At 58.9% G+C, this 22802-nt stretch carries 21 protein-coding genes and 1 pseudogene; 10 read left to right on the forward strand and 12 right to left on the reverse strand.

What is annotated here, in order from left to right:
- Positions 1-46 precede the first annotated feature (46 nt).
- From AC3ITY_RS11200 to AC3ITY_RS11210, 3 genes are all read left to right on the forward strand, one after another.
- Positions 47-973, forward strand: coding sequence for a sugar ABC transporter substrate-binding protein (locus AC3ITY_RS11200; protein WP_007994285.1), 927 nt, complete (start codon positions 47-49; stop codon positions 971-973).
- A 70-nt stretch (positions 974-1043) separates the two neighbouring features.
- Complete coding sequence (locus AC3ITY_RS11205; RefSeq protein ID WP_223459458.1) at positions 1044-2609, forward strand: sugar ABC transporter ATP-binding protein; 1566 nt, start codon at positions 1044-1046, stop codon at positions 2607-2609.
- A gap of 56 nt (positions 2610-2665) precedes the next feature.
- Positions 2666-3688: an ABC transporter permease gene (locus AC3ITY_RS11210; protein WP_007986627.1), complete on the forward strand. Its 1023-nt coding sequence runs from the start codon at positions 2666-2668 to the stop codon at positions 3686-3688.
- Between the two features lie 105 nt (positions 3689-3793).
- Here the strand turns inward: AC3ITY_RS11210 and AC3ITY_RS11215 are convergent, their stop codons facing one another.
- Genes AC3ITY_RS11215 through AC3ITY_RS11225 form a run of 3 tightly spaced genes read right to left on the reverse strand, consistent with a single transcriptional unit; the run spans position 3794 to position 5778 of the window.
- The gene (locus AC3ITY_RS11215; protein ID WP_223459456.1) at positions 3794-4279 is read right to left on the reverse strand and encodes a MaoC family dehydratase; all 486 of its coding nucleotides are present in this window, start codon (positions 4277-4279) and stop codon (positions 3794-3796) included.
- A gap of 13 nt (positions 4280-4292) precedes the next feature.
- On the reverse strand, positions 4293-5135 hold the full coding sequence (gene panB, locus AC3ITY_RS11220; RefSeq protein WP_223459454.1) for a 3-methyl-2-oxobutanoate hydroxymethyltransferase: 843 nt from the start codon (positions 5133-5135) through the stop codon (positions 4293-4295).
- A 25-nt stretch (positions 5136-5160) separates the two neighbouring features.
- Positions 5161-5778 carry a LysE family translocator gene (locus tag AC3ITY_RS11225; protein WP_223542949.1) on the reverse strand — a complete coding sequence of 206 codons (618 nt, stop codon included), beginning with the start codon at positions 5776-5778 and terminating at the stop codon, positions 5161-5163.
- 185 nt (positions 5779-5963) lie between these two features.
- Between AC3ITY_RS11225 and AC3ITY_RS11230 the strand changes: the two genes are divergently transcribed.
- Positions 5964-6416 (forward strand): Lrp/AsnC family transcriptional regulator, encoded by a 453-nt coding sequence (locus AC3ITY_RS11230; RefSeq protein WP_223459450.1) that lies wholly within the window; start codon positions 5964-5966, stop codon positions 6414-6416.
- Between the two features lie 114 nt (positions 6417-6530).
- On the opposite strand, the gene AC3ITY_RS11235 is transcribed toward AC3ITY_RS11230, so the two are convergent.
- The 3 genes from AC3ITY_RS11235 to AC3ITY_RS11245 form a co-directional block, all read right to left on the reverse strand.
- Positions 6531-7457, reverse strand: a complete 927-nt coding sequence (locus AC3ITY_RS11235) for a sugar ABC transporter substrate-binding protein (RefSeq protein WP_223533714.1) — start codon at positions 7455-7457, stop codon at positions 6531-6533.
- Between the two features lie 100 nt (positions 7458-7557).
- Positions 7558-8346, reverse strand: coding sequence for a TIM barrel protein (locus tag AC3ITY_RS11240; protein WP_477784132.1), 789 nt, complete (start codon positions 8344-8346; stop codon positions 7558-7560).
- A complete protein-coding gene (locus AC3ITY_RS11245) occupies positions 8343-9365 on the reverse strand; it encodes a Gfo/Idh/MocA family oxidoreductase (protein WP_223542947.1) in 1023 nt (340 codons plus the stop codon). The genes AC3ITY_RS11240 and AC3ITY_RS11245 overlap by 4 nt, the downstream gene beginning before the upstream one ends.
- A gap of 211 nt (positions 9366-9576) precedes the next feature.
- Here AC3ITY_RS11245 and AC3ITY_RS11250 point away from each other — a divergent pair, with 211 nt between their 5' ends.
- Positions 9577-11580, forward strand: coding sequence for a sigma-54 interaction domain-containing protein (locus tag AC3ITY_RS11250; protein WP_489310842.1), 2004 nt, complete (start codon positions 9577-9579; stop codon positions 11578-11580).
- A gap of 31 nt (positions 11581-11611) precedes the next feature.
- On the opposite strand, the gene AC3ITY_RS11255 is transcribed toward AC3ITY_RS11250, so the two are convergent.
- Positions 11612-12661 carry a substrate-binding domain-containing protein gene (locus tag AC3ITY_RS11255; RefSeq protein WP_489309105.1) on the reverse strand — a complete coding sequence of 350 codons (1050 nt, stop codon included), beginning with the start codon at positions 12659-12661 and terminating at the stop codon, positions 11612-11614.
- A gap of 181 nt (positions 12662-12842) precedes the next feature.
- Here AC3ITY_RS11255 and AC3ITY_RS11260 point away from each other — a divergent pair, with 181 nt between their 5' ends.
- The 4 genes from AC3ITY_RS11260 to AC3ITY_RS11275 are packed head-to-tail and all read left to right on the forward strand — an operon-like array spanning position 12843 to position 16413.
- Positions 12843-13955 carry a fatty acid desaturase family protein gene (locus tag AC3ITY_RS11260; RefSeq protein ID WP_489309107.1) on the forward strand — a complete coding sequence of 371 codons (1113 nt, stop codon included), beginning with the start codon at positions 12843-12845 and terminating at the stop codon, positions 13953-13955.
- A gap of 36 nt (positions 13956-13991) precedes the next feature.
- Positions 13992-14312, forward strand: coding sequence for a MocE family 2Fe-2S type ferredoxin (locus tag AC3ITY_RS11265; RefSeq protein ID WP_007991153.1), 321 nt, complete (start codon positions 13992-13994; stop codon positions 14310-14312).
- Positions 14313-14330: 18 nt separating this feature from the next.
- On the forward strand, positions 14331-15572 hold the full coding sequence (locus tag AC3ITY_RS11270) for an NAD(P)/FAD-dependent oxidoreductase (RefSeq protein WP_489309110.1): 1242 nt from the start codon (positions 14331-14333) through the stop codon (positions 15570-15572).
- Position 15573: 1 nt separating this feature from the next.
- The gene (locus tag AC3ITY_RS11275; protein ID WP_223535161.1) at positions 15574-16413 is read left to right on the forward strand and encodes a sugar phosphate isomerase/epimerase; all 840 of its coding nucleotides are present in this window, start codon (positions 15574-15576) and stop codon (positions 16411-16413) included.
- On the opposite strand, the pseudogene AC3ITY_RS11280 reads toward AC3ITY_RS11275, so the two are convergent.
- From AC3ITY_RS11280 to AC3ITY_RS11290, 3 genes and pseudogenes are all read right to left on the reverse strand, one after another.
- Positions 16410-17565, reverse strand: a pseudogene (locus AC3ITY_RS11280) (alginate O-acetyltransferase AlgX-related protein). The gene AC3ITY_RS11275 and the pseudogene AC3ITY_RS11280 sit on opposite strands and share 4 nt — an antisense overlap.
- On the reverse strand, positions 17565-18974 hold the full coding sequence (locus tag AC3ITY_RS11285) for an MBOAT family O-acyltransferase (RefSeq protein WP_489309112.1): 1410 nt from the start codon (positions 18972-18974) through the stop codon (positions 17565-17567). The pseudogene AC3ITY_RS11280 and the gene AC3ITY_RS11285 overlap by 1 nt, the downstream one beginning before the upstream one ends.
- An 18-nt stretch (positions 18975-18992) precedes the next feature.
- The gene (locus AC3ITY_RS11290; RefSeq protein WP_223459433.1) at positions 18993-19667 is read right to left on the reverse strand and encodes an alginate O-acetyltransferase AlgF; all 675 of its coding nucleotides are present in this window, start codon (positions 19665-19667) and stop codon (positions 18993-18995) included.
- A gap of 713 nt (positions 19668-20380) precedes the next feature.
- Between AC3ITY_RS11290 and AC3ITY_RS11295 the strand changes: the two genes are divergently transcribed.
- Positions 20381-20737, forward strand: coding sequence for a hypothetical protein (locus AC3ITY_RS11295; RefSeq protein ID WP_317850319.1), 357 nt, complete (start codon positions 20381-20383; stop codon positions 20735-20737).
- On the opposite strand, the gene AC3ITY_RS11300 is transcribed toward AC3ITY_RS11295, so the two are convergent.
- Together AC3ITY_RS11300 and AC3ITY_RS11305 are read right to left on the reverse strand one after the other, a co-directional pair.
- Positions 20704-21141, reverse strand: a complete 438-nt coding sequence (locus tag AC3ITY_RS11300; RefSeq protein WP_223459430.1) for a winged helix-turn-helix domain-containing protein — start codon at positions 21139-21141, stop codon at positions 20704-20706. The two genes, AC3ITY_RS11295 and AC3ITY_RS11300, sit on opposite strands and share 34 nt — an antisense overlap.
- Before the next feature lie 463 nt (positions 21142-21604).
- A complete protein-coding gene (locus AC3ITY_RS11305) occupies positions 21605-22729 on the reverse strand; it encodes an acyltransferase family protein (RefSeq protein ID WP_223459428.1) in 1125 nt (374 codons plus the stop codon).
- Between the last annotated feature and the right edge of the window lie 73 nt (positions 22730-22802).

Genomic DNA, 22802 nt, shown 5'->3' on the forward strand with positions numbered 1-22802 from the left:
CACGCCTTATCCATAAAACCAACAAGAATGTGGAGAAAGACTTTTCATGAAGACCAAGATCCGTTTCGCCTCACTCGCCTTGTCCCTGATGTTCGCCAGCGGCGCTGCACTCGCTGACATGAAGATCGGCGTCAGCATGTCGCAGTTCGATGACACCTGGCTGACCTACCTGCGCGAATCCATGGACACAAAAGCCAAATCCTATCCCGATGGCGTCAAGCTGCAGTTCGAAGACGCGCGCAGCGACGTGGTCCGGCAGTTGAGCCAGGTAGAAAGCTTCATCAGTCAGAAGGTCGACGCCATTGTGGTTAACCCGGTGGATACCGCCGCGACCAAAAAAATCACCGAATCGGCGGTCAAGGCCGGCATTCCGCTGGTGTACGTCAACCGCCGTCCCGATGACCTGAACCTGCCCAAAGGCGTGGTCACTGTCGCCTCCAACGATCTGGAGGCCGGTCAGATGCAGATGCAATACCTGGCCGACAAAATGGGCGGCAAGGGCGACATCGTGATTCTGCTGGGCGACCTGGCGAACAACTCCACCACCAACCGTACCAAGGGCGTCAAAGAGGTGCTGGCCAAGTACCCGAACATCAAGATCGAGCAAGAGCAAACCGGCATCTGGTTGAGGGACAAGGGCATGACCCTGGTCAACGACTGGCTGACCCAGGGCCGCAAGTTCGACGCGGTCGTCTCCAACAACGACGAGATGGCCATTGGCGCCGCGATGGCCCTGCAACAGGCCGGAGTGGAAAAGGGCAGCATCCTGATCGCCGGTGTCGACGGTACGCCTGACGGTTTGAACGCGGTGAAGAAGGGCTCTCTGGTCGTCTCGGTGTTCCAGGACGCCAAGGGTCAGGCCGACGGTTCGATCGAGACGGCAGTGAAAATGGCCAAAAACGAGCCGGTCGAGCCGGCCGTGTGGGTGCCGTATCGCTTGATCACGCTACAAAACGTTGACCAGTTCAAATAGTCCGTCCGTTCAATAACAACAATAAACACGCAAGGTGGCAACCGCGACCTTGCTGATGGAGTACCTGATCATGTTCGCTTCAGCGACTGCTTCGAGCACCCCATTGATGGGTGTCCAGCCAACTGTAACGCCTGTCGATGAGCCGTACCTGTTGGAGATCGTCAACGTCAGCAAGGGTTTCCCCGGGGTGGTGGCCTTGTCCGACGTGCAGCTGCGGGTACGCCCCGGTTCCGTGCTGGCCCTGATGGGCGAAAACGGCGCGGGCAAATCCACCTTGATGAAAATCATCGCCGGCATCTACCAGCCGGACGCCGGCGAACTGCGCCTGCGGGGCAAGCCGGTGGTCTTCGAAACGCCCCTGGCGGCGCTGCAGGCCGGGATCGCGATGATCCATCAGGAACTCAACCTGATGCCGCACATGAGCATCGCCGAGAACATCTGGATCGGCCGTGAGCAGCTCAACGGTTTCCACATGATCGACCACCGCGAAATGCACCGCTGCACGGCGAAGCTGCTGGAACGCCTGCGCATCAACCTCGACCCCGAAGAGCATGTAGGCAACCTGAGCATCGCCGAACGGCAGATGGTCGAGATCGCCAAGGCGGTGTCTTACGATTCCGACATCCTGATCATGGACGAACCGACATCGGCCATCACCGAGAAGGAAGTCGCCCACCTGTTTTCGATCATTGCCGACCTGAAAAACCAGGGCAAAGGCATCATCTACATCACCCACAAAATGAACGAAGTGTTCGCTATCGCCGATGAAGTGGCGGTGTTCCGCGATGGCGCTTACATAGGCCTGCAGCGGGCCGACAGCATGGACGGCGACAGCCTGATTTCAATGATGGTCGGGCGTGAACTGAGCCAGTTGTTCCCGGTACGCGAGACGCCGATCGGCGATCTGCTGCTGTCGGTGCGCGACCTCAAGCTCGATGGCATTTTCAAGGACGTGTCCTTCGATCTGCATGCCGGCGAGATCCTCGGCATTGCCGGGTTGATGGGCTCGGGGCGGACCAACGTCGCCGAGGCGATCTTTGGCATCACCCCGAGCGACGGTGGCGAGATTCGCCTCGACGGTGAAGTGGTGCGCATTACCGATCCGCACATGGCCATCGAGAAGGGCTTCGCCCTGTTGACCGAGGATCGCAAGCTCAGCGGCCTGTTCCCGTGCCTGTCGGTGCTGGAGAACATGGAAATGGCGGTGCTGCCGCACTACGCCGGCCACGGTTTCATCCAGCAAAAAGCCCTGCGCGCCCTGTGCGAAGACATGTGCAAGAAGTTGCGGGTGAAAACCCCGTCGCTCGAGCAGTGCATCGACACGCTGTCCGGCGGTAATCAGCAGAAGGCCTTGCTGGCGCGCTGGCTGATGACCAACCCACGAATCCTGATTCTCGACGAGCCGACCCGCGGCATCGATGTCGGCGCCAAGGCCGAGATCTACCGGCTTATCTCCTACCTCGCCAGCGAAGGCATGGCGGTGATCATGATTTCCTCGGAGCTGCCGGAAGTGCTCGGCATGAGCGACCGGGTCATGGTCATGCACGAGGGCGACCTGATGGGCACCCTCGATCGCAGCGAAGCGACTCAGGAACGAGTGATGCAACTGGCCTCGGGCATGTCCGTGGTTCACTAATGGATGCCGGCGCTGGCTCGGCCAGCGTCGACGACGCGATAGAAGGGTGAGTGGTTATGAATGCGATACTGGAAAACAAGCCAGCAACGGCACCGGTCAAGAGTCGCCGGCGCTTTCCGACTGAACTGAGCATCTTCCTCGTGCTGATCGGCATCGGCCTGGTGTTCGAGGTGTTCGGCTGGATCGTGCGCGACCAGAGCTTCCTGATGAACTCCCAGCGGCTGGTATTGATGATCCTGCAAGTGTCGATCATCGGCCTGCTGGCGATTGGCGTGACCCAGGTGATCATCACCACTGGTATTGACCTGTCCTCAGGCTCGGTGCTGGCGTTGTCGGCGATGATTGCCGCCAGCCTGGCGCAGACCTCGGATTTCGCACGGGCGGTATTCCCGTCGCTGACTGACTTGCCGGTGTGGATTCCAGTGATTGTCGGGCTCGGCGTCGGGCTGCTGGCGGGGGCAATCAACGGCAGCATCATTGCAATTACCGGGATTCCACCGTTCATTGCCACCTTGGGCATGATGGTCTCGGCCCGTGGCCTGGCGCGTTACTACACCGAAGGCCAGCCGGTGAGCATGCTATCGGACTCCTACACGGCCATCGGTCACGGCGCGATGCCGGTGATCATTTTTCTGGTGGTGGCGGTGATCTTCCATATCGCGCTGCGCTACACCAAGTACGGTAAATACACCTACGCCATCGGCGGCAACATGCAGGCGGCGCGTACGTCCGGTATCAACGTCAAACGCCATCTGGTCATCGTCTACAGCATCGCCGGGTTGCTGGCGGGGCTGGCGGGCGTGGTAGCTTCGGCCCGTGCCGCCACCGGCCAGGCCGGGATGGGCATGTCCTATGAACTGGATGCGATTGCCGCAGCGGTCATCGGTGGTACCAGTTTGGCGGGCGGAGTAGGGCGCATCACCGGCACGGTCATCGGTGCACTGATCCTTGGGGTGATGGCCAGCGGATTCACTTTCGTCGGGGTCGATGCCTACATCCAGGACATCATCAAAGGCTTGATTATCGTGGTCGCGGTGGTCATCGACCAGTACCGCAACAAGCGCAAACTCAAGCGCTGAATTTGACTGCAAAAACAGCGAGGGCCATTTCTGGCTCTCGCTTCGCAATACCCCCATCACGCATTCAAATAAACCCATAAACCGCTTGCCATCGATTCCAGGCTATCAACTGGCGGATCCGGCAGCACCGTTGGTGGGATCTCCGTCAGCAATCATCTGTTTGAGGCATTCACGTTCTTCCGCTCCGGGTAGCACTCCAGTCGTAGTCGCCTCCAGCACTGTGATTCCCTCTGCGTTGAGTATTCTGATTTCGGCTTTCGCGTGACCGCGTTCATCGATGTCAGCGATGAGCCAGTGGCAGGTGATCTGTTCTCCCGCATAAACCGGTCGTTTGAACGCGAAACTCATCCCCGTTGCCAGCCAACCGATTTGCCCGCCAATTTCGGTGACGAGGCTGGCTGTCAGAAGGCCGTGGGCGATGGGCTCCTTGAACCTGCGTATCACGGCGTAGCGCGCATCGCAGTGAACCGGATTGTAGTCTCGGGAAATCTGCGCGAATTGACGAATATCGTCATCTGAAAAGCAGCGGACTATCGTGAACCGGTCTCCGACCTGGAGCCCTTCGGCAGCACGTTCTCTTGGGCTCTTCATAACGACTCCCTGGTTAAAAAGTATGTTCGGGGCCAGGAAATGTTCCTGCTTCCACTTCAAGTGCAAAGTCCCTTGCCGCGGTGTGAAGTACCGAGCGAAGGTCGGCGTACTGTTTGACGAATCGCGGCATGCGGCCGGTGCGTAGTCCGGCCATGTCCTGCCAGACCAGAACCTGAGCGTCGCACTGGTTACCCGCGCCAATCCCGACGGTCGGAATTGAAATCGCTTCGGTGATCGCTCGACCTGCATCACCCGGCACCATCTCGATCAAGATAGCGAATGCGCCCGCTGCTTCTAACTCTTTGGCACTGTCTATCAGGCGCTGCGCATCCTCGCCACGGCCCTGGACGCGATAGCCACCCAGTTGATGTTCCATCTGTGGTGTGAAGCCTATGTGCGCCATGACGGGTATGCCTGCGCTGACGAGCTTCTTTATCTGAGGCAGCACCTCGATCCCGCCCTCCAGTTTGACCGCATGCGCACCGGCTTCTTTCATGAAACGAACGGATGTGTGAAAGCATTGTTCCACCGAAGCCTGGTAAGAGCCGAAAGGAAGATCCGCAATCACCAGTGCTCGCCGTGTCGAACGGCTGACCGCGCGAACCAGAGGGATAAGTTCGTCAACGGTGACTGAAAGCGTGGACTCATTGCCGTAGACATTGTTCGAGGCGGAATCGCCCACCAGCAGGACAGGGATTCCGGCTTCTTCGAAAATGGCTGCGCTGTACATGTCGTACGCTGTGAGCATCGCCCATTTTTGACCCTGCACTTTCATCTGTTTCAGATGCGGGATTCGCACGCGTGTCGCCGGTTGGGCGGGAGGGGCGCTGCCATAGGGTGGAGGTTGGTCACTCATTGTGGTTGTCTCGCTGAAAAATGGATTAACCCGACATCTGCTCGGTGAGCAGAACGACCGCGATGATGATCATGGCCGCTCCGGAGAAACGACTGACCCACTGAGCGGCGGCGGGGCGTGCCTGGAGAACGGCCTGTGAGCCAAATCCCACCAGCAGGTAGATAACGCCACAACTGACGGTGTGGACGAGCCCTAGCGCAATCATCTGCATTGGGACAGACCAGGTAGCGGTTGCGTCGGTGAATTGTGGCAATAGCGCCAGGAACAGCAGGAACACTTTCGGGTTCAGCCCGCTGACGCAAAGCCCCTTGAGCGCCCAGCGCTTCCAGGAGCCCGACACCTGGATGTCGTCAGCATGGGGTGTAGAGGGACGGACAAGCATGTTGATACCTAACCAGAACAGATAAGCCGCCCCGGCAACCGTAAGCACCGTCAAGACAATGGGGTGATTGGCGACCAGCGCGCCAACACCGGCGGCAACAATTACGGTTGCAATCAAATGGCCGGACAAAAGCCCGCCCACAGCGGGCAGGACGACCTGGCCCTTCAAACCCGCCGAAATCGCGTACGCCCAATCTGCACCGGGCGTGATGATGAACAGAATCGACACCGCCCAGAAAGCAACAAAAATACTGAAGGTCATGGCGCCAGGCACTCCCGTTGATGACACACCGCTCTCTGCATCGTCCCGCTCCGCGAATCACAGGCCGCCTCATCTTTGGTCAAGGGAGTGCGGCGTTAATGGTGAGAGGAAGAATAATGAAATGTTGTTAGAATTAAATTTCAAAAGTAATCGTTCATGTGCGCTGTAAGGGGAGATTTTTCTATATGGACAGGATTGATCGAAAGATTCTTGCTGAGCTTCAAAAAGATGGTCGCCTTTCGGTCACTGAACTCGCTGAGCGAGTGGGGCTGAGCCTTTCCCCTTGTCATCGGCGAGTACGGGCACTGGAAGAGTCAGGTGTGTTGCTTGGCTACAGGGCACAGCTGGACCCAGGCGCACTCGGCCTGAATTTTTCAGCGATGGTGTTTGCCACGCTTCGTGAGGGAGACAGGCAAGCTGTCGAGGCTTTCGAGACGGCGCTCATCGAGATCCCGCAAGTGGTCGATGCCCAGAGGTTATTCGGGGAGCCGGACTACCTGCTGCACGTCATCACTCAGGATTTGCCAGCCTTCCAGCAGCTATACGATGAGAGCCTTTCGACCTTGCCCAACGTACAACGGTTGACCTCGACCCTCGTTATGAAACGGGTCGTTCAGGATAGGCCGCTTCCTTTGTGAAGGCGTGGCAAGCCCTGCGGTTTGGTCTTTCGATTTCGCACAACGCTGTTCACCCAACGAAAAACGCCGCTGATTCCCGACCGGGACAGCGGCGTCAACGGTTAGCGCCGGGCGCTATTTGTAATGTTTCTCATAGACGGCAACCTGCTCCGGCGTGATCAGTTGGAAAGGCACCCAGACATCCGTCTCGACCGGCTCACCCTTGATCATTTTGATGGCCGCTTGCAGCGCAGTGGCCGCCTGGGCCTTGGGGTCTTGAAAGACCGAGGCCACCAGCATCCCGCGCTTGATCGCCGCCAGGCCGTCGGGCAGGCCGTCGATGCCGACAATCGCAATCTCGCCCTTGGTTTTGCCGGCCTGCTGCAGTGCCATGGCGGCGCCGATGGCCATCTCGTCATTGTTGGCGACGATGGCATCAAAACTCGTGCCGGCCAGCAGCCAGTTGCTGGTCAGGTCCATGCCTTTGTTGCGCTGCCATTCGGCGCTTTGCTGTTCGACAATCTTGATCCCGGGATAGTCCTTGAGCACCTGTTTGACGCCTTCGGTGCGGTCGTGCGTGGAGTTTTGCGCGAGGTCGCCCATGATGATCGCGAGGGTGCCGTTGCCCCCCAGTTTTTCGGCCAGGTAGCGCATTTGCAGTTGCCCGGCCTCAATGTCGTTCGACGCCACGGTGACCACGCCTTTGGGCAAGACGCGTTCGTCCGGGTGGCGGTTGACGTAGACCAGTGGCGTCTGCGCTTCGACGGCGGCGCGGGTCATGTTGGCGGTGGCGGCGGTGTCCACGGGCAAGACGATAACCGCATCGACTTTCTGGTTGAGAAAGCCCTGGACCTGATTGAGCTGGCGAACCACATCGCCTTGGGCGTCCTCGAACTGGATCTGGACGTTGTCCTTTTTGGCAGCTTCCTCCAGACCGCTGCGCACATAGGTCATGAAGTTGTCGTCGACCCTGGCAATGCTGACACCGATGCGATAGCTGGCGGCGGCCCATTGGCTGAAGACGAGTAGCAGCGTGGCAAAAAGTAGTGTGCAGCGACGCATGATGGTTTTCCTTTTGTTGTTATAAGTCGACATTCATCAAGATCAGGGGAGAGGGTTGCTGGCGCGCGTAGAGTCAACGTCCAGGCGCGCCGCAGGCTCCTCAACCCAGCGTGAACGCTTGCCGGAAACGTTCCAGTGCCGCTTCGCTGTCGCCGCTGGCCCAGCCCTCAAGCCCGACGACACCGGTGTATCCCATACCGAACAAGGCTTTGGCAATGGCCGGGTAATGGATTTCGCCGGTGCCCGGTTCCATGCGCCCAGGGACGTCAGCGACCTGGATTTCACCGATGGCGCTGCCGGCGCGCTGGATCAGTTCGATCAGGTTTCCTTCGCCAATCTGCGCATGGTAAAGGTCCAGGTTCATCTTCAGATGAGGGCTGCCCACGGCCTCGATCAGCGCCAGGGTATCGTCGGCGCGAGCGAACGGCGTGCCGGGGTGATCCACCTCGGTATTGAGGTTTTCCAGCAGGAACACCCGGCCGGCGTCTTCGCCCAGGCGAGCGATTTTCTCCAGGGTCTTGCAGGCGCTCAACCACATGCGTCCGGTGGTGTGAGCCACGGGTTTGACTGGCAAGCCTTTATCGCCCAGACCCGTGCCATGCAGGTTAAGGCTCGGGCAGTTCAATTGGGCGGCAACGGCCAGCGATTCCCGTGCGCTGTCGAGCAGGTGCCGGATGTCCTCGGGGTCGGTCAAATTGCCCGAGATGTAGCCGGTCATGGAGGTGAAGTCAGCGCCGGTGGCGACCAGCGCCGGAATGTCTTTGGTCGTCCAGCTCCAGATTTCGGCGCTGAAGCCCAGTGCGTGAATGCGTTTGACCCGTTCGGTGAACGGCAGGTCGAGGAACACCATTTCGGCGCTGATCGCCAGTTTGAACGGAGTGAAACTCATGGACGGCCTCCTTGCACACGCACCGCTTTGCCCTGCTGGAAGGACTCGATACAGGCGCGGGCAATGGCCAGTGCGGCTTTCGCATCTTCGCCGCTCGCCAGTGGTTTTTCGCCGCTGCGCAGGCAGTCGACAAAGTGATTGAGCTCGGCCACGTAGGCATCACGCAACAGGTCGGTGTCCAAACGCTGGGTGTCTGCCTGGATGCCAGTGGCCAGGTAGCGAACCAGGTCAGAGTCATTGACGCTGCCCATGCTCAGCATGCCGGCGCTGCCGAACACTTCGCCCCGAACGTCGTAGCCATACACCGCCTGGAAGTTCGCCTCGGCGGTGGCGATGGCGCCGTTGTCGAAACGGATCGTGACCACAGCTGTGTCGAGCAAACCCTTGTCCTTGAAGTCCGGAGCGATCAGGGCATCGGCCATGACAAACACCTCAACCGCTTCGGCGCCGGGATTGAGGTAGCGCAGGGTATCGAAGTCATGGATCAGGGTTTCGAGGAAAATCACCCACTGCGGCGAGGCGGCGGGATTGTTCAGGGCTGGATCGCGTGTCAGCGAGCGCAGCAGTTGCGGCGTACCGATACGTCCGGCGACCACGTCCAGGTGAGCCGCCCGGAAGCTTTTGGCAAAGCGGCGGTTGAAGCCGACCTGCAGCGTCACTCGCGCATCGGCAGCCGCAGCGATGGCGCGGTCGGCTTCGTCCAGGGTAATGGCCATGGGTTTTTCACAGAACACCCCTTTGCCGGCCCGTGCTGCACTAATCACCAATTCGGCATGGCTGCGGGCCGGGGCGGCGATCAACACGCCGTCGATTTCCGGGTCATCGAGCAATTGCTGTGGATCGGTGTAGACCCGCTGTACACCCAACTCTGCGGCGAGGCGCGCGGCCTGGCCGGGTGTCGGGTCGGCGATGGCGGCCAGGCAGGCACCGGGAATGTTCCGGGCCGCGGTCTGACCGTGGAAGCTGCCCATGCGGCCGGCGCCGATGAGACCCAGGCGGATGACTTTGGATGCACTCATGAAATGACTCCCTTTTATTGTTGTTCAACGACTCGACAGCAGGAATGTCCTCGCTGGTACAAAGCAGGAGGCAAGGGCCATGCCAATATTTAAGTAATTGATATTTAAGGGTTTAATAATAGTGGTTTGAATTAAGTGTTCATTCAGATGACATGTCTATACTGACATGTCGAAAATATGAACATAGGGACGCAGAGTGAATCCACAGCCGATGGCCTTCAGCGCGCAAGACCTCGAATACATCGCCGCAATCGGACCGGCGTCGTTGAACGAAGGACCGATCGCAGAGCTGGAACAGGCCTGGCTGGCGTGTCTGAGGGGGAGTGTCGATCGACCTGCCGGGGTCAGGCAGGTGATTTGGGACTCCTGGTTGCGCAGCGTCAGTGCTGGCCTCAGCCCTGAGGATGGTGCGTACCGATTTGTCGCCCCCGCCGATCTGGCCGCGACGCTGGCAGCCAATCGCGCGTTGATCGCAGCGGCAGCGGAGGTCATGCGCGGATTGCTGGCGTACAACCCCAGAGGTCATATCAATCTGACCGATGCCCAAGGAACGATGCTGTATTCCTGCGGCCTCGATCTCACACCGGTGGGCAGCCAACTGCTGGAGTCGGTGCAGGGCACCAACTGCACGGGGCTGGCGCTTGCCGAAGACCGATTGGTGTATGTGCTGGCCGAGGAAAACTTCGGGGTCGATCTGCGTCGGCGGCGCATGCATTGTGCCGCCGCGCCGATCCGGGATGCCCAGGGCCGGACACTGGCCATGCTGACCCTGACCGCAGAGCCCGGCTGGTTTCATTTCCATACTCTGGGCACCGTCCAGGCCGCAGCCGAAGCGGTTTCGCGGCAGATGGCACTACAGGCCTTGCTGGAAGAACAACAAACCGTGCTTGAAGTGCTGAACGAGGGACTGGTGGTGCTGGATGAGCGCGGCTGCATCAAGGCGCTCAACCGCTATGCCCGGCAATTGTTTCGCGTGGGCCTGGATTTGCTGGGCAGTCCGTTCCAGCGTCTGGGCCGGAGCGAACTGACCAATGAGGTTCTGCTGCGCGGCGGGGAAGGGCAGCAGTCTGAAGGGATAAGAGATCTGGATTGCACCTTTGAATTGCATGATCGCAGCCAGCTGGCGTGCCTGGTGTCCGTGTGCTCACTGGAGCAAGGCGGGCGCATCGTTTCGCTGCGGGAGAACCGACGCATCCGGGAAATTACCCGGCGGATCATCGGCACCCAGGCCAGCTACACCTTCGAAACCATTCAGGGCACTTCGCGAGCCATTCAGGATGCGTTGCACTTGGGACGGATCGCCAGTCGCAGTGACTCGACCACACTGATCCTGGGCGAAAGCGGCACCGGCAAGGAGTTGTTCGCCCAGGCGATTCATAACGGCAGTGACCGCTGCAGTGGTCCGTTTGTGGCGGTCAATTGCGGGGCCATTCCGCGAGATTTGGTGCAGAGCGAACTGTTCGGGCATGTCGAGGGCGCCTTCACCGGATCGGCCCGTGGCGGTTCGGCTGGCAAGTTCGAATTGGCCGATGGCGGGACGATCTTCCTCGACGAAATCGGTGACATGTCTTTTGATGCCCAGGTCAGCCTGCTGCGCGTCTTGCAAGAAGGCGAGGTGACGCGGGTGGGCGCAAAGAAATCCCGGCAGGTGAATGTCCGCATCATCGCCGCCACCCACCGCAACTTGAGTCAGGCGGTGGCCGATGGTGCGTTCCGTGAGGATCTTTACTACCGGCTCAACGTACTGAATCTGACGGTTCCACCACTGAGGATGCGCCGCGAGGATGTGCCCTTGCTGGCGCAACATTTTCTTGGTCGTTGCGCACGCTCGCTGCGCAAATCGGTGCAGGGCATCTCGCCGCAGGCGCTGGATATTCTTTGCGCCTACCACTGGCCAGGCAATGTTCGCGAGCTGGAAAACACCATTGAACGGGCGACCAATCTGGCAGTGACCGAACTGATTCAATCCGAAGATCTACCGCTCGAAATCAAGCAAGGACTGCGGCCTTCGGCGCCGGGAAACGTGCCTGAGCCTCGGGTGGCCATGGACCTCGGCACCCATGAAATGAACGCGATCATCACGGCCCTCAAGGATACCCGCGGCAACATCCGCCTGGCCGCCAAACAGCTGAACGTTTCCCGCGGCGGGCTGTACAACAAGATGAACCGGTTTGGGTTGAGTGCCGATGCGTTCCGCTCGGGACCCGAGCGCTGAGGGGTTAACCAAAAACGCCCTCGCCACAGGTTCAGCATCGGGCGTTCTCTGAGGTGATGATCTGCAATGGAATATGAATTCGATGCCGGACAGGATCGAAGTCTGGTGTGGTTTGCAATTCGATCAGCAAGTCGACCAGCGCTGCCGCCAGCAATCGCGGCTGGGAGTCGATGACCAGGCTGATCAATCCCTGGGCCAGGGCCTGGCGCGACAGCTCGGTCGACTCCTGAAGAATGCTGCACAGCGACGGCTGCTTTGGTAGCTGCGACAGGGCACTGATGATGCCGTCGCCGCCACCGCCGACCACGCACAAACCCCGCAAGTCGTCATGTCGCGCCAGCAGTTCCAGAGTGGCCTCTTCGGTGACGTCACAGTTATCCAGGTTGATCACCGCTTCGAGTAGCTGCAACCCCGGTGCGTGCTCCGTCAGATAACTGCGTAGCCCCTCCACCCGCGCCTGATGGCCGAGAAAACGGTGGCCGCCCAGCAGTACCCCGACGCTGCCTTTGTGGGCACCGCAGGTATGAGCCAGCAGCCAGCCCATGGTGCGTCCGACTACATGATTATCCTGACCGACATAAGGCTCATTTGCCGCCTCGTGGATGTCGGACAGCAGTGCGATCACTGGCACGCCCGCGGCCCTGATCTGAGCGATGGCGGCATTGATCAGTGGGTGAGCGAAGCTGACCACCGCCAGGCCATCGCACTGCACTGCCAGTTGTTCGATCTGGGCAATGATGGCGCTGGGTGAGCGATCGAAGACGTACTCGAACTGGCAGCTGAGGTTGGCGCCGGCCTGACGCTGTGCCGCCTCGGTGATGGCGGCGGCAACGTTGGCATAGAACGCCTGGGCGGTGCCGAGCAACAGGATGCCGAAACGATAGCTGGGGCGCCGTTCGCGGATCCGCTGGCCGATCAGCCTGGCCGCGAAATAACCAACCGCCTCGGCGGCCTGGAACACCTGCTCGGCGGTAGCCGGGTTCACCGCAGCCCTGGCATTGAGCACCCGATCCACGGTGGCGACACTCAAACCGGCACGCTCGGCGACAGTGGCGATGGTTGGGCGTTTAGTGTTGTTCATGGCAAGCCCCCGGGCGCTTTGATAGAAAACTATCAAGCTGCAATGGGCCTGGATGATAGCTTGATAGGGAATGTATTCAAGGGCTTGAGGGTAATCAGTGCGCTCTCTATCTTTTCGTAAGCGATGTGATCCCGCATCGAAGCAAGTGCCTTAAACCATCAAGCTTGCGGAGAACAATAAAATGCCTGAACAACACGCAGCATCTGAAAACTCCGGTAAACCCGTGCCTCGGGATTATCGGTTGACGGGTCCCGAAGCCGCTAAAGCAGCGCAAAAAGGCCTGGTCTCGGCTAACTGGTATCAATCACCCATTCCCCGTAAACGCATGAAGGAACTGATGCAGCGCCGCGATGGCCCGGCCTTGCGCGATACCGCGATCTGGCTGCTGGCGATGGTCGTCACCGGGTTCGGTGGTTACTGGTTCTGGGGCTCCTGGGCGTGCATTCCGTTCTTCTTCGCCTATGGGCTGCTCTACGGCACGGCGTCCAATGCCCGTTGGCACGAAACCGGTCACGGAACGGCATTCAAAACCCGCTGGATGAATGATGCGGTCTACCAGTTGTCGAGCTTCATGTTCATGTTCGAACCCCATGTCTGGCGCTGGAGCCACGCCCGGCACCACACCGACACCATCATCGTCGGGCGGGACCCGGAGATCGTCGAGCCGCGCCCGCCGAGCCTGATCATGATGGTGCTGAGCCTGTTCAGGATGCCTTATGCAATCAAGACGATGTGGTCGGTCTGCCGGCATGCGACCGGGCGAATGGCTGAAGAAGAGCAGACCTTCATCCCCGAGTCCGAGTGGCCCAAGGTCTTTACGGCGGCGCGCATCTGGCTGGTGATTTATGGGCTGACTCTGGCGGCTGCAGTGTATCTGCAGAGCTGGTTGCCGCTGATGTTTATCGGTTTGCCGACCCTGTACGGCGGCTGGCTGTCCTACCTGTTCGGCCTGACGCAGCATGTCGGCCTGGCCGAGGATGTGCTCGATCATCGCAGCAACTGCCGGACCATTTACATGAACCCACTGCTGCGCTTTCTGTACCTCGACATGAATTATCACCTCGAACATCACATGTATCCGATGGTGCCGTTTCACGCGCTGGCGCAGCTTCACGAAGAGATCCGCCACGACTGCCCGCCGCCGTACACCAGCCTTTTCGAGGCCTTGCGGGAAATCCTCCCGACTATCTGGAAGCAGCGCAAAGACCCGACCCATTATGTCCGTCGGCCTTTGCCACAACGCGTAGCGCCGGCCGCCACCGCTCAGGTAGAGCCTGAAGCAACGCCGGCCTGACACCTTCCTGGCTGTACCACTACAAGAGAAAACGCCATGACCGATCAATGGATTGATGTCTGTGCCGTGGGCGAAATAAATGAAGAAGATGTCATTCGTTTCGACCATGGCCCGCACACCTATGCCGTCTACCGCTCCGCAGACGACGAGTTCTTCGCCACCGCGGGTCTGTGCACCCACGAGTCCATCCACCTCGCCGATGGCCTGGTGATGGAGCATGTCATCGAGTGCCCCAAGCACAACGGACGTTTCGACTACCGCTCCGGCAAAGCCCTGGGTGCGCCGGTGTGCGTCAACCTCAAGACCTATCCGGTCCGGGTCGAGGCGGGGCGTGTCTTGCTCGCCATTTCGGTTTAACTGCTCGGAGTCTGTGCCATGAATCCTGCCAATGCTCCACTGGTCATCGTTGGCGCCGGGCATGCCGGTGGCCGCGCGGCCCTGACCCTGCGGGCCGAAGGTTATCGCGGTCGCCTGATCCTGATCGGCGACGAATTCCACCCGCCCTACGAACGTCCGCCACTGTCCAAAGGGCTGTTACAGGGCACGGTTGAACTGGCGGGTTGCAGTTTGTGCGATAGCGCTCAACTCGCTGCACTGGACATCGAACACCTGGCCGCTAACCCGGTGAAAAACCTCGATCCGCAGCAGCATCGATTGCAGTTGGCCGACGGCAGTTGGTTGCATTACGCCCGACTGTTGCTCGCGACCGGGGGCAGGGCGCGGCTGTTGCCCTCGGTGCCCGGGCATTTGCCCAACGTACTTTATCTGCGAACCCATGACGAGGCGGTCGCACTGCGCGATTCGCTGCGGCCAGGCGCCCGATTGGTGATCATCGGCGGTGGCTTTATCGGCCTCGAAGTCGCCGTCACCGCCCGTGCCCTGGGTTGCACAGTGACCTTGCTCGAAGCCGGGCCGCGCCTGGCGGGCCGCGTCCTGCCGGAGCGATTGTCCAGTGTCCTGCTGGAATTGCATCGCCGTCAGGGCGTGGACGTCCGGCTGAACGTGGCGATTGAAACGGTGCAAGGCTCCACCCGCGCTGAAACGGTGCAATTGGTCGACGGCCAGTTGTTGCCCTGCGACCTGGTCGTGGTGGGCATCGGCATGCAACCCAACACCGAGTTGGCCATGGCTGCCGGGTTGGAGGTTGGTCAGGGCATTCGCGTCGATGCGCAGCTGCGCACCAGTGCGCCGGATATCTTTGCGGCAGGCGACGTTTGTGAGTTTCGTCTGCACCCGCAAGGGGTTTTCCAGCGTCAGGAAACCTGGCGCAACGCCGAAACCCAGGGCCGTCACGCCGCTCTGAACCTGCTGGGGGGCGAGCAGCCCTTCGACGTCATTCCCGGCTTTTGGTCCGATCAATACGACTGGGGGCTGCAAACCGTGGGCGTCATCGCCAACACTGAACCGACGGCGAGCCGGACAACCCCGGGGGGTGGTTTCCTGTTGTTCTACCTCGATGCCGAACAACGTCTGCTGGGGGCTTGCGGCTGGGGCCAGGGCAATAGCGTCGCCAAGGACATCAAGTTATGCGAACGGCTGATCGCCAACCATAACCCCCTCTCGGTGGTCGCTTTAGCCGATGCCGATGTATCGCTCAAACAATTGTCGAGGAACTGACATGCGCGAATTCCTGGTGTTTCAGTCCTTGTGGGCCATGCAAGATCACCGTGGCCAATGCGACCTTTCCATTGAAGCGCTACTGGAGAAAATCGCCGCCGCCGGTTTCGACGGCATCACCGACCATTTCTGGAAGGCGCCACAGGCTGCACGCCTGAGCGCCGCCGCCAAGGCGCAAGGCCTGCAAATCGAAGGTCAACTGTTCCCCCGGACCGTGGATGATCTGGCGGCCGCGCTCGATGTCGTTTCCCGCTACGGCTGCCACCACCTCACGTTGCAGGCCGACGTCCGGCCGCGCACGCTGGCGCAAGCCATCGAACTGATCGAAGGCTGGCAGCGTCTGGCCGAGCAGGTGGACTTTCCGATCCTGCTGGAAACCCACCGTTATCGCCTCACCAGCGACCTGTTGTTCACCCTCGACATTCTCGCGCAAATGCCTGACCTCAAACTGTTGGCCGACTTGTCCCACTACGTTGTGGGCCGGGAATTACCTGAGTCGGCCACGGCTGAAGACGACGAACAGATCCTCACCATCCTGCGCCACAGTTGGGGCTTTCACGGTCGGGTTGCCAACGGCGAACAGGTCCAGGTGGCCTTGAGCTTCGCCCAACATCGGCCCTGGCTGGACCGATTCCTGGGCTGGTGGCGCTACGGGATCGAGGATTGGCTGGCCCGCCCGAACACACCCGCCAGCCTGTCCTTCACCTGCGAACTCGGCCCGCCACCCTATGCGATCACGGGGGCTGATGGGCGTGACATCACGGATCGCTGGGAGGAGGCGTTGATCTTGAAGGCGCTGATCCGTGGGGTTTGGAGCGACTGCCGGATGCGATTGGCTTAGCGCAACGAGCGATAGGCAATGGGGTCGATGTAAGCCGACTGCAGGTCCCGTTCCGGGATCTCCCAGATGATTTGCCTTGGCGGCGTTTCTTTGAAGGCCGGGTTGTTGAGGTAGCTGTTTGCAGCGCCAGAGAACGCTCCGCCGTCTTTGGCGAAGTTACCTACGGGGGCGCCCAGTGCCTGCTGCAGAAACCCTGCGAAGTTGGCGTTGCGTGAGAATGAAGTGCACGATGAGTGCGGTGTCGGGGAGGTCGGCATCGCCAAAGAGGTCTGCCTCGGCGTCAGGGCTGGCGGCTGACGCAACGGGAAGTTCGTCGGTGCTGGTCTGGGCGACCATTTCGGCTGCGGGTTGCCATTTGAGCGGCAGCCAGTCGATGCCCGCCAGATGGACCAGATCGCCAGGTCGCACCGCGAGCGGGGCATGACTTTCGTTGAACGACCTGCGTGGCGTTGCACTGATGCCCAGGCTCTTCAGTCGCTGCGCGATAGCCTCGGCCGCGGCCTTCGCGCCGGATTCGCTCCAGTGCGTATCGGTGCGCAACCAGGCACTGGCCCCCAGTGGCGTCAGCGCACCGGTGAGGTCCAGATTCGACACGCCACCCGCATCCAGCTTCGAGGTCCAGGCCTGGATGCGCCCTTCGTGAGCGGCTGGGCGGTGCAGTGCGCAAAGCTGCCCGGAAGCGATGCGGCTCTTGTCGGGAACGATGACCACCAGCAGGCTGATGTCACGCTGGGAAAGTTGCTGCTGTAGATCGATCACTGCCTGGACCTTGGCATCGGCATTACGCTGCGCTTGGTGATTGATCTTGAGTTCATCGGCCAAAAACAGCCAGTCAGGACAACCCGGGCGAACCCTCGACCCCGTGTCGCTAAGGAGCAGCCAACTGGCACCGCGCTCCAGCTCGGCGAGCGTGGTGGGAAAGTGAGCGTTCGACAGTTCCTTGGCGATCCGATGGGTGATATCGCCGTCAAGAATCTGCGTGGTCAGCATTTTATCGGGAAGCAGCGAGATCTGCCCTGAAACGATCAGACGGCCAGAGGACAGCAGCCCGACGACCAGGAATATCAGCAGCGCCACGCCTGCCAACCGACTGCTGCGTGTCGCCAGATCATCTGGCTGAGTGGGGGGCGGGGTGTGCTTTGGGATCGTCATCAGAATTGGAAGTACAGGAAGGGGACGGTTTCGCGACTGGCGATCAGTGCGAACGACAGCATGAAACCGGCGATGGGCCAAAGGGCGGCGGCGTAGAGCAAAAGGCCGCCCAGTCGTTTCTCACAGTAAGGGCGCAGCAGCGGTGCGACGACACCGAACACACCCAGCAATCCCGCAATGCCGTGCACCGGGCGCAGGGTCGTGGACAGTTCGTCACCGAGGGCGATGCCCTGCAGGCCGAACTGTCCGGCATACAGGCTCAGCGCGCTATGTAAGTCGGGGGCGCGGAACAGTGTCCAGGCCAGGCACACAAACAGCAGAGTCAGGCCATGGGACAGCACCGGCGGTACAGCGGGCAGGGTGGAGCGGTTCCAGGCACGATCAACGCATAACGCGAGGCCATGGGCGCAACCCCACAGCAGATAGTTCCAGCTATCGCCACCGTGCCAGAGGCCGGCAATGGCCATGGTCAGGAACAGGTTGCGGTAGGTTTTCCAGGTGCCGTTGCGATTGCCGCCCAGCGAAATATACAGATAGTCGCGTAACCAGCTGGACAGCGACAGATGCCAGCGGCGCCAGAAGTCCTGGATGCTGTTGGCAAGATACGGACGGTCGAAGTTCTCGGGAAAGTGGAAGCCCAGCATCAGGCCCAGACCAATGGCCATGGCGCTGTAGCCGGCGAAGTCGAAGAACAGTTGCAAGGAATAGGCAAGGCAGCCGATCCAGGCGTCAGAGAAGCTGGGGTTCTGTACATTGAACGCAACATCGACCACCGGCGACAGGGTGTCGGCCACCAGGACCTTCATGCACATCCCGACCATGAATCGGCGTGCGCCCAGCGAGAAATTCTGTCGGTTGAAGTAACGCTGATTCAGCTCGCGCCGAACCCAGTCATAGCGAATGATGGGGCCGGCGACCGAATGGCCGAACATCGAAATATAGGTGGCGTAGTTAATGAAGCTGCGTTCAACCGGCACGGTACGGCGATGCACATCCACCAGATAGGAAATCGCCTGCAAGACGATAAACGACAGCCCGGCCGGCATGACGACCCGCTGCCAGTCCAGGGGCATGGCGCCGTACCCGGTGACGGCATCGATCAAGGTGCCGGCAACGATGTTGGCGTACTTGTACCAGCACAGCACCGAGGTGTTGAACACGATCAGCGTCGCGAGTAGCCGCACGCGGCCCTTGCCTTCTTCCCGCAGGGCGTCAATCAGCAAGCCGCCGACCCACGCCGTGATCGTCAGCACCACATGCACCGCGAGGAACCGTGGGCTCAGCCAGCCATAGAACAGCCAGCTGCCGATCAGTAGCGTGACGTTGCGCCAGGCCGCCGGGCACAGTGCATAGGCACACAGGAACAGCGGCAGGAACAACGTCAGAAACTCGAGAGAGGCAAAAGCCATGGTGGTGGCGCGATCCGATCAGTGAGCCAGGACGTCAGTCGCGAGCAGCAGGTATGGGCCGTTTGCGCCAGGTAGCAGCACAACGCTGTAGCGTTCGCCGGCCTTGAGCCGGCCCAGGTCAAGCGGCGCACCGACGTTGGTTTGGGCGCAGACCAATTGCACCGACAGGCTGACCGGGTTGATCGCTCGGCGTTGTACGCTGCCGTCGGCCACCTCCTTGAACAGGTCGGCGTTCTTCCCCGCAGCGCGCAAACCGGCCTGGGTGCACGCTGGATCGGCGCTGATAAACGCCAGCGAGGCACTCAGGCTATTGAAGTCGTCGGGTTGCTCACGGATGACGACCTGGCGGATACCTTGAGCGCTGTCTGGCAAAGCGATCACGCTGGCGAATTCGCCGGCTGCCACCTGGATGTCCAGCGGCTGGCTTTTGCCGTTGAGTTCCAGGGTGCCCTTGATCGGCTGGTTGGCGGGCACGGGCAGGTAGTCGGACACGGCATTCGGTCCTTCCAGTTTGAGGCTTGTCCGAGAGCCTTCGGCCAGCAGCTGCAAGGGTCGGTCGGCAGCGTTGATAACACGCAGGAAGGCAGAGTCCTGATCCGGGCCCGTCGGGTACAGGGCAATGTCGGCGGCTTGGGCGTGCAGGCTCAGCATCAAGGGCGCGAACAGCGCCCAGCCACATGCGGATCGGGTCATTTGCCGGCTCCTGTACTGCTGACGGTGTCGGCGGGTTCCATTTGAAAATCGGGCATAGCGACTCCTCCCCCGTCGTTCACCTGCAGGCTCAATATTAATTTTGTTCGGGGTCGTGTTCGGGACACATGGCGCTGCGCTGGGTAAAGTCATGACCGCTTGCCTGGCCAGGTGTGTTTCACCTGGGCATCCACCCAAAGCGATGCCCTGACGCCTCCATTGCATGCGCCGCCCTCCGTGACTGGATGCGACAGGCGGAGACTCCAGGTTTTGGTGTTCAGCTATGCTTTCAGCACTTTGTTCAAGAAATGGATTTCACCATGAGCAGCGTAAGAAAGCCGACACAGCGAGAAATCTCCGATGCCTTGGAACTTAGCGAAAGCGAGGTCGCGCTGTACGTTGCAGACGTAGAGGAAAAGGCCGATGGGTCGGGGCACTGGATTTTTTTCAGTTTGTTAACGCCTAACGACGTACTGTTCTGGCTCAGGGTCGGTAACAACCTGAGACTTGAAACAGATGCCATAAACCTCCTCTGGACAAAACAATCACCGAGTATCGCTCGGTAGGTCTCCGGGATCGCGCTTTAACTCCGCCAGGCTCTTGTCCTTAAATGCTCGCGACAACTTTTTGCTTGTCTCATAAGGTGTCGTGACATTCCCTTGCATCCATGCCGCTGTATCGTAGTCTGAATTGATCAGGTTGATCAGCAGCCGTTGGTGAATGTCCTGCTGGTTGTTGATGCCATGTTCTTTCATCACCCGCTGAGGTCCGGTTTGAACATGCTGGCAACTTCAAGCGTGAATTTTTCGATGCCCGGCGCGGCGTTTTTTGGCTGCTTCCTTCTATCGCTTCCTGCGCTATCAGATGGCTTGCTCCGTCAGCTCCTGCTGTTTTGCAGCCCAAGCGGAGTAACTTGCGAGGGACTGGCGCGGGCCCAAGGAATTGGCGCTATCACCGGCGGCGATCAAGGACTGATCGCCTTGATCGCGAGCCATTGCTTCGTGAAAGAGGTCTCAGCCATGAATCAGAGACTTAAAGCTCATTCAGAGTTTATTATTTGGATAAGGCAGTAACCACGACTTCTTACTGAACGGAGGAGGTTGTCGCCTTTAGTGATCTTCTTGAATTTCGCTTGCAGTCTACTGAGGCACATGGGCAATCCTTTGTAATTATAAGGGTCTTTATTTAACTTCATAAGGATTTCCTCGTTGCTGATAACGCGCTCCTCGCTGCTTGTTAATAAGTCAAGCACTGCGCATTCCATGCGAGTTAAATTGATAATCGTTAGATTGTTAGAAAGCAGGCGTTGGGGTTTGTTGAACACCCAGGTTTGTAACTTTGGCATATTGATGCGATCAGATACACGCGTAGAACCGCGCTGGTCGATCCAGGCAGCAACCTCATCGATAGTATGTTCGAGGGCAATAAAGTCTTCGTCGGAAGGATTGAGCGGGGCGGGGGTAAGATCGTTTGGCATCGCGCTTTCTCCATGCACAAGAAAAGCGTAGCACCAAGAAGTGCGCCCACTGTAAGTAGTGCGCGAAAAAAAACCGCAAGGGCGGACTTAAAGGGGTCGAGGACCACTGAAGGATGCCAGTGATTGCCGAGCAAGGTCTTCAGCATTCGGTGAGTCACTGCTGCCGCCAACTCTGCCGACTGGCGTACAAACAAGTGGCTGACCGTCACCAGTTCAGGCCGTAGCACTGCCACGTCGCCGCTTTCCTGCTTGGAAAAGTCCAGAGTGAAACTCTCGAAACTCTCGAAGCTTTCAAGAAGTATGAAAAAGAAGATGGGGAGCCAGGGGGGGGCACTCCGCCCCGACCCCTTTTTATTTTGAGTGTTCGGCTGGCATCCTTGGCAGTCAGCGACTCGAGATCTTTGAAAAAATACCGCGTCGCGTTGAATCAGTCTCGCTGATCAGGACGGCTACTCCAGTAGCATTAGTTGGCCAACATCACCCGCTTGAATTTTGCTTTCGAAAGCTGCGACCCGTAATTTCTAAGTGGAGTTTCCACAAATTGGTAGGAAAACTCTGCAGTCACTCCAGTTAGTGCTAGCGCTATGAGGACGGCAAATATTTTATCGGTTTCAAGTGTGAGATCCGTATACCCTGACTGAAGGCATATTTCTCTTACAATTGCAAATATGGGGTTGTGAACAAGATAAATGGAGTAAGAGCGCGATCCGATGTAAATGGCGATCTTTCGGAGGCGGCCATGTGAGCCCGTAAGGTTTAGATTTCCCGAACACAGAAGCACAACCAGGCTTGAAGTGATCGCGACAAGTCCCATGTAGTAGGGGGTCCAGCCGATTTTTGCTGTGATGATGGGTAGGGGGATGCAGATCAATAATGCAAGTTGTAATGTTTTTTTCTTGTTGGCAGAGAAAATACTTGATATCCGCTGTGGGTAGTAATGCCAGGCCAACGCGATTAGGGTGCCGTAAAGCAATGCGTCACTTCGAATAAACCAAAGCAATGTACCCCACGGACGTATCTGCGTGGAATGGTAAATTGCCACTGCAAGAAAAGGGATGATCAATAATTTGCGATTAGGGACGAAGAACAGAATGATGGGGAGAATTACATAGAACTGTTCTTCTAGCGACAAGCTCCAGTAGTGCCATAGTGGAGTTACGCTGTTTGAGTTTTTAGTGTACCAGATGTATATATTTTGGATATTCAACATGCCGAATGTCCAGGAATTTACCATGTTCTCTTGTGAGCCAAATGTCCTGGAGACGTCAAAGGTAAATGAAATTGCCAGCGTTATGGTCGACCAGAAGATCGCTGCGGGCCACAATCGAAACAACCGCCTTGTCCAAAAAGATCCGGCAAAACGCAGGAACTGATCTTGCTGGTTCAATGCTTTTATCAATGATGTCGTTATAAGGAATCCGGAAATGCAGAAGAATAAATCTACCCCTCCACCCAGCCAGAAATAGGTAGTCCATTTAAACCAATCCGGATTTAAAAGACCGAGATGGGCAACGAAAGTAATAGCGATGGCATAGGCACGCAACACCTCGATGTCCAGATTCTTTGTTTCGCTAACGGAGGGTGTCATGCGTTACCTGCGAATCAAGAAAGTTTTATTTTTTTCGGCGCGCGATTCTATAAGCTAAGTCATGCGCTGTCGA

Source organism: Pseudomonas sp. GL_091, from assembly GCF_057837725.1.

Excerpts from the sequence above, each read along its gene's own strand:
- AC3ITY_RS11290 (WP_223459433.1), bottom strand. The coding sequence starts at position 19,667 with ATGACCCGATCCGCATGTGGCTGGGCGCTGTTCGCGCCCTTGATGCTG.
- AC3ITY_RS11210 (WP_007986627.1), top strand. The coding sequence starts at position 2,666 with ATGAATGCGATACTGGAAAACAAGCCAGCAACGGCACCGGTCAAGAGT.
- AC3ITY_RS11200 (WP_007994285.1), top strand. The coding sequence starts at position 47 with ATGAAGACCAAGATCCGTTTCGCCTCACTCGCCTTGTCCCTGATGTTC.
- AC3ITY_RS11270 (WP_489309110.1), top strand. The coding sequence starts at position 14,331 with ATGAATCCTGCCAATGCTCCACTGGTCATCGTTGGCGCCGGGCATGCC.
- AC3ITY_RS11265 (WP_007991153.1), top strand. The coding sequence starts at position 13,992 with ATGACCGATCAATGGATTGATGTCTGTGCCGTGGGCGAAATAAATGAA.
- AC3ITY_RS11245 (WP_223542947.1), bottom strand. The coding sequence starts at position 9,365 with ATGAGTGCATCCAAAGTCATCCGCCTGGGTCTCATCGGCGCCGGCCGC.
- AC3ITY_RS11305 (WP_223459428.1), bottom strand. The coding sequence starts at position 22,729 with ATGACACCCTCCGTTAGCGAAACAAAGAATCTGGACATCGAGGTGTTG.
- AC3ITY_RS11260 (WP_489309107.1), top strand. The coding sequence starts at position 12,843 with ATGCCTGAACAACACGCAGCATCTGAAAACTCCGGTAAACCCGTGCCT.
- AC3ITY_RS11205 (WP_223459458.1), top strand. The coding sequence starts at position 1,044 with ATGTTCGCTTCAGCGACTGCTTCGAGCACCCCATTGATGGGTGTCCAG.
- AC3ITY_RS11235 (WP_223533714.1), bottom strand. The coding sequence starts at position 7,457 with ATGCGTCGCTGCACACTACTTTTTGCCACGCTGCTACTCGTCTTCAGC.
- AC3ITY_RS11230 (WP_223459450.1), top strand. The coding sequence starts at position 5,964 with ATGGACAGGATTGATCGAAAGATTCTTGCTGAGCTTCAAAAAGATGGT.
- AC3ITY_RS11300 (WP_223459430.1), bottom strand. The coding sequence starts at position 21,141 with ATGCCAAACGATCTTACCCCCGCCCCGCTCAATCCTTCCGACGAAGAC.
- AC3ITY_RS11275 (WP_223535161.1), top strand. The coding sequence starts at position 15,574 with ATGCGCGAATTCCTGGTGTTTCAGTCCTTGTGGGCCATGCAAGATCAC.
- panB (WP_223459454.1), bottom strand. The coding sequence starts at position 5,135 with ATGAGTGACCAACCTCCACCCTATGGCAGCGCCCCTCCCGCCCAACCG.
- AC3ITY_RS11250 (WP_489310842.1), top strand. The coding sequence starts at position 9,577 with ATGGCCTTCAGCGCGCAAGACCTCGAATACATCGCCGCAATCGGACCG.
- AC3ITY_RS11215 (WP_223459456.1), bottom strand. The coding sequence starts at position 4,279 with ATGAAGAGCCCAAGAGAACGTGCTGCCGAAGGGCTCCAGGTCGGAGAC.
- AC3ITY_RS11240 (WP_477784132.1), bottom strand. The coding sequence starts at position 8,346 with ATGAGTTTCACTCCGTTCAAACTGGCGATCAGCGCCGAAATGGTGTTC.
- AC3ITY_RS11285 (WP_489309112.1), bottom strand. The coding sequence starts at position 18,974 with ATGGCTTTTGCCTCTCTCGAGTTTCTGACGTTGTTCCTGCCGCTGTTC.
- AC3ITY_RS11225 (WP_223542949.1), bottom strand. The coding sequence starts at position 5,778 with ATGACCTTCAGTATTTTTGTTGCTTTCTGGGCGGTGTCGATTCTGTTC.
- AC3ITY_RS11255 (WP_489309105.1), bottom strand. The coding sequence starts at position 12,661 with ATGAACAACACTAAACGCCCAACCATCGCCACTGTCGCCGAGCGTGCC.